Source organism: Shimia sp. R9_2 (assembly GCF_017743735.1).
Lineage (GTDB): Bacteria > Pseudomonadota > Alphaproteobacteria > Rhodobacterales > Rhodobacteraceae > Shimia.
The window spans coordinates 120,482-129,296 of record NZ_JAGHRO010000011.1 but is presented as its reverse complement, the minus strand read 5'-3'; the positions used below and the strand labels follow the sequence as shown (position 1 = coordinate 129,296).

At 53.1% G+C, this 8,815-nt stretch carries 3 protein-coding genes; 2 read left to right on the top strand and 1 reads right to left on the bottom strand.

Going from position 1 to position 8,815, the window contains the following annotated elements; genetic code table 11:
* Both J7400_RS19600 and J7400_RS19595 read left to right on the top strand, forming a co-directional pair.
* The coding region (locus J7400_RS19600; protein ID WP_209065792.1) for an Ig-like domain-containing protein at window positions 1-2,209 on the top strand (2,209 nt) is incomplete at its 5' end.
* 510 nt (window positions 2,210-2,719) lie between these two features.
* Complete coding sequence (locus J7400_RS19595; protein ID WP_209065791.1) at window positions 2,720-3,610, top strand: glycosyltransferase family 2 protein; 891 nt, start codon at window positions 2,720-2,722, stop codon at window positions 3,608-3,610.
* Window positions 3,611-3,741: 131 nt separating this feature from the next.
* On the opposite strand, the gene J7400_RS19590 is transcribed toward J7400_RS19595, so the two are convergent.
* Window positions 3,742-8,751 (bottom strand): G8 domain-containing protein, encoded by a 5,010-nt coding sequence (locus tag J7400_RS19590; RefSeq protein WP_209065790.1) that lies wholly within the window; start codon window positions 8,749-8,751, stop codon window positions 3,742-3,744.
* Window positions 8,752-8,815 lie beyond the last annotated feature (64 nt).

Here is an 8,815-nt window from a genome sequence, read left to right as displayed (position 1 = left end):
CACATACGCGGTGTCGGATGGGACCACCTCCAGCACGGCAGATGTGTCTGTGACCGTTGGTTCGCTCTATGATCCGATTGATCCCAATGCGGTTCTGCTCACAGACGGGGATGACGACGGCCTGCCGTACCTGACTGGCGGCGCTGATGCGATTGACGGTTTGGCCGGCAATGACACGCTTTATGGTGGCAGCGGGACAGACAGCCTCTATGGCAATGTTGGCAACGACACGCTCTTTGGCGGCAGCAGTGGTGACATGTTGTTTGGCGGCTCTGGTGATGACTCGCTGTCTGGCGACAACAACAACGACACTTTGGATGGCGGTGCCGGTGCGGATACGCTGACTGGCGGCAAGGGCAACGACACCTATAAGTTCTCTGTGGTGGATGGCGCTGTGGATACGGTCACCGACTACGCCTGGTGGAACTTCATTGATGTGAGTGATGCACTGGTCGGCTACAACTCTGCGACCGATGACATCACGGATTTTGTACGCTTCACCACGACCGGCAGCGACACGCTGATGGAAATCAATCCGGATGGGGCCAGCGGTTTTGTGCCCGTCGCCATCCTGCAAGGCGTGCGTAATCTACAAGGCACCGAGGCGAGCATGGAAGCAAATGGGCGCATGGTGACAGTAGACCCGCCCCCCGTCGCCAATGACGACTTCTTTAGCGTGGAAAGCTCTGGCAATTGGACATTGGACGTCTTGGCCAATGATGTTGATCCAGACGCCACTTATCTCACATCTCTGGACGTGACAGAGATCACATCGCAAGCGAGCCACGGGACGGTTGTTATTGTGAATGGTGAAGTGATTTACACGCCAAACGCAGGCTACACCGGAGCTGACAGCTTCACCTACACAATCAGCGATGGCAAAACGACAGACACAGGCGCTGTGAATTTGGCAGTCGGTCAGCGAGACTTTACGGGAGAAGGTCGTGGTCTGGTGGTTGATCTGGCCCAGGCAAGCTACGGTTACGCGGCGACTGTGATGATGTTTGGGGATTCTTTGACGCAAGGGTTCAAGACTGGAAACCCCGAGGTCGAAGGCGGCTTCAGAGATGACCTCTTTGAGAACCTTTTGGCCGAAGATGTCTGGATAGATTACATCGGCCGCTTTAACAGCGGCTCAGAAGGCATGCTGGATCAGGACCATTCTGCGGTTCCGGGCCATTCTTTGGCCGAGGTACTGACCGATGATCCCAATGACCAGATGAACTTCTCGCTCACAGTAGATGAACTCAATCCAGACGTGACGCTCTTTATGTTGGGCACCAACGATCTCAATGGTCCTACCAAGGTGGATCAGATCTTAGCGGGTATGCAGGTCTTGATTGACCAGTTCTTTGCATTGGATGGCTCAGCAGATCGTCATTTGGTGATTTCCCTTATTCCTGTGAAGCCTGAGCTTGGTGTTTTGGTGGACCAGACCAATGAAGGTTACAGCATTGTAGATGGCACGCGCGTTGTCGGTGATGTGGGGAACGGGACCTATGTCCCAGGGATCCGGCAGCTCGTGAACACCGAAGCCCTAGATCATCCTACTCTGCATTTGTTTGATACGCCTTTGACGGAGGTGGATCTGCTGCCAGATATGGTGCACTTCACAGACGCAGGTGACGCAAAATACGCAGAGGCTTTGGCGGCACTTCTTGAAACAGAAATAGGCTTTGCAAATGGCACTATCCAAGGTTCCGCAATGGCGCTGGATGCGATTAATGTGATCGGTGGTGATGCTGGAGACCTAATTTCTGGCAACGCCTTAGCGAACCTGTTGGATGGCGGAGCCGGCAACGATGTGCTTCGTGGTTTGGCTGGTGACGACACTTTGGCGGGTGGCACCGGTAATGATCGTCTTACCGGCGGTGAGGGTGCGGATCAGGTGTCTGGCGGCGAAGGAGATGATGTCTTCATCTTCGCTTCTGATTTTGCCACAGGTGCAAGCACCGCCGATGTGATAACCGACTTTGGTGATCTTGGCAGTGACCGGCTAGTGTTCGAGGTTTCTCTTGGTGCGGGCACTGTAACGGATCAAGCTGATGGAACGGGAGTTGTCATTTCCTTTGGGGGTGCAGCTATCGAAGTGGATGGTGCCAGCGCTGACTTGCTTAAAGGAAACGCCCTTGGTGGAGGGACATACGAGCTCACAAACGATACAGATTTGGTGACCTTCGTGAATGACACCGATTTCTTGTTTGTGTAGGCCGTGATTGGATAAGTGGGGGGGCAGTGATCATTGCCCTCCTATTCAGAGCACTCTCCATGTGGAGAGATTCAAACTCACTATGTCTGCACAGCTTGGTCAATGAAAGCTAAGGGTGCGGCTCTCTGTCGTATGTCGAAGCTGACTTCGATCGCCATGCAACAAACTTCTTCTGGATAGTCCGAATGATGCTGTCGCCGGTATCACTATGATGAAGCGCAAACATCAGTAAGACAATCGGCCCCGACAAAACCCAGCCGACGATCAACCAAACAACCCAAGACCCACCGAAGAACAGATGCATCAAAAAGCACAGACTGATGGTGGCTGCGGATGAAAAAAACACCTTTAAAATGATCATCGCCTAAATTGTCCTACTCGGCAGCAAGATTGCTGTGACCTTTGTTATTTTGTGGCCTTAACAACAACCTTGAGATATTTTGACCATATTTGGTACTTCTATTTAATTTCACAAGCTTATTGGCAAAATCCGGCCACGCAGGTGACAAAATGAACATTGATATTGGCATCTGCACATTCCGCAGAGACAGTTTGTATGACACGCTTGAAAGCTTAAGCCGACAAAATCTGCAAGCTCACTGGCAGCTGCGTATTATCGTTTCCGATAATGATGAACAGCCTGTTAAGCAATCTGAAATCGAAGCATGGGCAGCAGAACTTGGCGTCAACTTAAAGTATGTCCACGCACCTGCGCGTAACATCTCGATTGCGCGCAATGCTTGCTTGGAAAACGCTGAGGCCGACTTTCTTCTATTCATCGACGATGATGAGACAGCAGAGCCAGGCTGGGTTATGAACTTGCTAGAAACAGCGAGCCGAGAACAAGCGCAGATTGTTTTTGGGCCAGTCTATGCCGTTTATCCACCTGATGCGCCGAAGTGGATGAGAGACAATGAGATACACTCCAGCGTTCCCTCGAAATTAAATGGCAAGGTTGAGACAGGCTTTTCCGGCAATGTCTTGCTTGATCTTCGTGAACCTAAATTGCGTGATGCGCGATTTCGGCTGGATTTTGGCAAGACAGGTGGCGAAGATATTGACTTTTTCTTTCGCCACTATCGCGCAGGCCTTCAGATGGCGATCAGCAAAGATGCGATCGTTTATGAACCTGTGGCTCCCGCGCGCCTGTCATTCAAGTGGCTATCTCTTAGAAGTATAGCGACAGGCACGATATACGGATTTTGTGCCCGGCAAGATACACGTGGAAAAACCGCCAGCCTCATGGGCAAAAGCATTGCCAAAATCTCTTATTGCTCATTGAGAACGCTGGCTTCTATTTCCAACAGGAAAAAACTGACATTCTGGGCTTTGAGGGGCTGCTTCCATATTGGAGTGCTCCGCGGGTGTTTTCGAAAACCGCACAACGAATTTTATGGGTAGTCACGCCCTGAGGGACTTAGCTTGGTTTTGGTAGATATTGGCCAGAATCAAAAATATACCCGAGGCAACTCGTGCTGCCTCGGGTATATTTGTTTTCAGAAGATGCGGCCTAAGCCCATCTCATGCTAGCTTCAGAATATGAAGCTGCTGTCATCAAAGCTGCTGAGGCCCAGATCGGTTGCCATGGAATCTGTGCCAACCGTTAGCAGCTGACCATTGGCTTCCATCTGGGCTTCAGTGCCCACAAGGTTTTTGGTATTTTTCAGCAATGCAACTTCGACGAAGGCATCGGCACCACCGTCTGTGTCGATTTCCAGCATGGTGTCGGATCCGGAAGCGACAAAGCGGACAAAGTCGCTGATGTTGTCGGCACCTTTGGTGTAACCCTCAAGTGCATCGCCCACATCAAGGAAGTTCCACCATGCGTAGTCCTCAACGGTGTCAACTTCGCCGTCCACAAATGAGAACTTGAAGGTGTCTTTGCCCTTCCCACCTGTCAGTGTGTCGGCACCGGATCCGCCATCAAGGATGTCGTTGTTATTTCCGCCATCCAGCGCATCATTGCCGGCGCCACCATAGAGCGTGTCACCATTGTCGCCACCATTCAGCGTGTCGTTGCCAAGGTTGCCAAAGAGCGTATCGCCACCGTCGCCGCCAAAGAGAAGGTCATCCCCTGCTAGGCCATCGATCAGGTCTGCGTCCGAGGTGACGAGAGCAGAGCCGTCGTCGTTACCGTCGGTCAGTTTTGTGACACCTGCTCCGCCAACAACATCCTGATCCACAGGATCAGATGCGTTGTCGTCGCTTCCACCGGTGTTATGACCAGTGTCGCTACCGTCGTGTGAACCCGTGTCACCATCTTGGTGATCGCTACCGCCATCGGTCGCAACGTGGTCACCGGGAGTGGATTTTGCTGTCAACAGTTTGCCATCGGCAACCATCTTGGCTTCGGTGCCCTCCAGGTTGCGCACATTTTCAAAGATGGCCACTTTGACAAAGCCATCTGCCTTGCCCTCCTGGCTGATCTCCAAGAGTGTGTCATCTCGGGCTGTGGTGAAGCGGACAAAGTCGGTGATATCGCTGCTGCCTTCAATGTAGCCGATCAAAGCGTCACCCACATCAACAAAATTCCACCATGCATAGTCTTTGACGGTGTCAACGGCACCATCAATCAGGGAAAATTTGAAGGTGTCTTTACCTTTGCCGCCTCGCAGAATGTCAGCACCAGACCCGCCATCAAGGATGTCGTTGTTGTTGCCGCCATAAAGCGAGTCATCACCGGCCCCACCATAGAGCGTGTCACCGTTGTCTTCGCCATAAAGGGTGTCATTGCCCGCGTTGCCAAATAGCGTGTCTCCGCCATCTGCGCCGTAGAGAACGTCATTGCCACCCAATCCATCAATCAGATCGGCCTCTCCGGTCGAGCGATCACGACCATTGTCATCGCCATCGGTCAGTGTGGTTACTCCGTTGCCGCCAATCACATCGTGGTCGTGTGAGCCAGAGCCGCTGTCTCCGCCAGTATCGCCACCTGTGTGGCCGCCGTTGTCCCCATCGGTATCACCGCCAGTGTCGCCACCTGTGTGACCACCATGGTCGCCGCCTGTATCACCACCGGTATCGCCTCCAGTGTCGCCGTCGGTATGGCCGTCGTGATCACCGCCGGAATCTCCGCCAGTATCGCTGCCGTCATGGCCGCCATTGCCTTCACTTGGAGAAGTGTTGGTGCGCGCTGTCAGCAGGGAGCCATTGGCCTCCATTTCAGCCTCTGTCCCCTGAAGATTTTTTACACCTTCAAGGATGGCGACTTTTGCAAAGCCGTCTGCTTTGCCTTCTGGGCTGATTTCCAGAAGTGTGTTGTCGCCCGTGGTTGTGAAACGCACGAAATCTGTGATGTCATTTGCGTCAGTAGAGTAACCGATCAAAGCGTCTCCGACGTCGACGAAATTCCACCAAGCATAGTCTTTGACGGTGTCGACTGCGCCATCCACCATGGAGAACTTGAAGGTGTCTTTGCCCTTGCCGCCCCGCAGGATGTCGGCACCGGAGCCGCCATCAAGGATGTCGTTGTTATTACCGCCATAAAGCGAGTCATCGCCGGATCCACCGAACAATGTGTCGCCACTATCTTCACCATAGAGCGTATCGTTGCCCATGCTTCCGTAGAGCGTATCACCGCCGTCATTGCCATAGAGGACATCGTTGCCGCCGAGGCCATCGATGACGTCTGCACCCTCGGTGCTCAAAGAACGGCCGTCGTCGTCACCATCTGTCAGTTGAACAGCATCGGGATCAGGAGTTGTGCCAGAATCGCCACCTGGGTGACCGCCATGATCGCCACCGGTATCACCGCCAGTGTCGCCACCTGTGTGACCGCCATGATCGCCACCGGTATCACCGCCAGTGTCGCCACCTGTGTGACCGCCATGATCGCCACCGGTATCACCGCCAGTGTCGCCACCTGTGTGGCCGCCGTGATCGCCACCGGCATCGCCGCCAGTGTCGCCACCTGTGTGGCCGCCGTGATCGCCACCGGTATCACCGCCAGTGTCACCACCTGTGTGGCCGCCGTGATCGCCACCGGTATCACCGCCAGTCTCACCTCCTGTGTGGCCGCCGTGGTCTCCGCCGGTTTCATTGGAGAAATCATCGTCAATGGAGCTAATGCCATCTTCGTAATAGTGTTTGATTTCTCCGGAGGGCGCGACGAACTTGTCAATGCGATACTGCTCTAGATAGGAATTCGAAAACCCTTCGAGCTTCAATGGAATGTGTACCGCTTGGTTTTCGCCGGTCACACGGTCACCAACCCACCAATAGAAACCGAGGTCCCAGGATCCGTCCGCGTTCTTGATGGCGCCAAACTTGTCCAGCACGTAGTCCATTTCGCTTGAACGAATTGTGGTCTGCAGGCCGTCAAAAGTATGCACATCTTGGCGGTACCAAGTGTTTGCATGGAAACGGAATTCCCCTGCGGTATCGGTCAAGGTGCCGCGAATATCGAGATCAGACCCACCTGCGCGGATTGTCATCTTCGTTCCGGAGTCTGCTTTGAACGTGATCTGCTCTACCGGCTTCAGTTTACTGCTGTCGATGATTTGGTTTGCGACGTTTACGAGATTGCCGTTCGCATCACGCGCACTCAAAGTTTTGCTGACATCGCGATACGTAACATCGACATACACGGCATCTGCATTGAAACCACGTGATGAGAGAACCTCGAATGAATCTTCGACGTGTACGTTGGAGAGGTTTACACCTTCGACTTTGTCGCCAACTTTGAAAGCTTTACCAACATTCACAAGCAGGGTGTCTTTAAAGACATATTCGTTTGTGTAGTTGAAGATGTGTACAGCTTCATTGTGAATGTTGTAGCCGGTAAGGTCCTCGAAAGTTTGCTGAATGTCGGTCGCATTGTCGATGTTGCGGTGTCCCGTGAAAACACCCTGCTCGACAGCGATCATCTGATTGCCGGTGAAGCCAACAATTGAGGTGTCTTCTTCATCGTAGCGTTCAATTTCTTCGAATGGTTCACCAGATGGGTCAAACTGCACCACATCCGCGAGTGGGCCTTGAGTACTTGTCTCCGAAGTGTTGAACATCCAGGCGGTTTTGGAGTTCGCCGCAATGTTGTCTTGCTGAACGATTTGGCGTGCTTGGCTTTCGAAGGCCACGCCTTCAATGCCGAAGTCGCCTGTCTTTTCCAGGGTCAATACATTGGCAGCGCCATCGTAGTTGGGGTCACGGCCCGTCCCGACGGTGGACGTTACGAAGTTACCAATCCATTGACCGGTTTCATTGGCGTCTTCGGATACGATCCCTGCGCCGGCGACACCGTAAACGAAGTTATAGTCAATGGCGGCGTGGCTGTCGTGGTGCACAATGCCCCAGCCCGGGCTTCCGGTGACAGAGTTACCTTCGATGATCGCGAGTGTCGCGTCTTCTGCTGCGCCTGTACGATGAATGTGAAGCGCATAGCGCCCTTCGACGTTGTCGTCTCCAGGGTTGCGCGCGGTGCCGATAACATCTTCGCCTGGGCCATTTTTGATGCCTGGGCCACGATTGGACCAGTCATTTTCATCCCAGAGTTCGTTGGTGTTGATCGGTTTTGATTTGTCGGTGCGGCCCAGCTCATGGAACTCTGCAAAGCGCACTTCCACATCCGGGTTATGCATAAACATAACGTGGCCGCGTACACCCTCCGGGTTCTCGGATTCAAAGCTCACGTTGCGGGTTGAGTTGCCAACATAAACGGACAACTCATTGTCGATGCCGTCACGGCCCACATAGTCAGGTGTATGGTGATCATACTGCAGAGGGCGATCAATGGTCACAACGCCGGTCTCTGCGTTGATCGCTACGATAGTAACTTCTTCGTCTTGGGTCTGCAGAACTCCATTGGAGTCGTTGCCCACATATTCTGTGCCCATGACAACGAGTTTGTCGCCAACCTGCCAGCTGTCCACATCCCCTTCAAGTTTCAGGGTGGTGTCACCTTTGGAAGGTTCATCCGACAGTTTGAGGTAGGGAGCTTTAGACGCACCTTGGATCTCGACCTGCCCATGCGTGACAAGGCCATGGCTTAGCTGTGACGGATCTGATGACAGGTCAATCGGGCCATCTGTGAAGATAATTTCTGCAGAAACATCCGGCTGAACCGGGTTTCCTTCGACACCAATCGTCAGAATAGAGCTGGATCCAGTGAAAATGGATTCCACTTCCATGCGCGTATCTGTGTCAACTGCAAAGTGAAGGCCCCCATCGACACCCACAGTTTTGAGTTCGGCGCTGCTTACACCATCATAGACAACAGAGATACCCTGCGGAATATAAACATCGGCGCCCCCGCCTGGAATCTTACCGTTTGCCCATGTCGCGGCGTCAAACCAAGAACCGCCATTGATAGCTACAAAGGTGTCTGGATCGCTTGCATCTGGAAAAAGATCGACGAGGCTTGTGTGCTCGCCCATTTTCACGGAATCATCCATATGGGCGCTATGCCCACCAGATATCATTTCTTTTTGTTTCTGGATGGCTTCTGCCAAAGAGATACTACCCGAACCGATAAGATCCTGGCCAGCATCACCGGCCCCATGCCCGGCATGGTGATCCATCTCCATCGTGTGCGTCATATCGTTCATTTCGTCTCCAGTCGTTTCGCATACCAAAGGCTCAGCCAAAAGGCCGACATAAATAATTAGAGCA

Excerpts from the sequence above, each read along its gene's own strand:
- J7400_RS19595 (WP_209065791.1), top strand. The coding sequence starts at position 2,720 with ATGAACATTGATATTGGCATCTGCACATTCCGCAGAGACAGTTTGTAT.
- J7400_RS19590 (WP_209065790.1), bottom strand. The coding sequence starts at position 8,751 with ATGAACGATATGACGCACACGATGGAGATGGATCACCATGCCGGGCAT.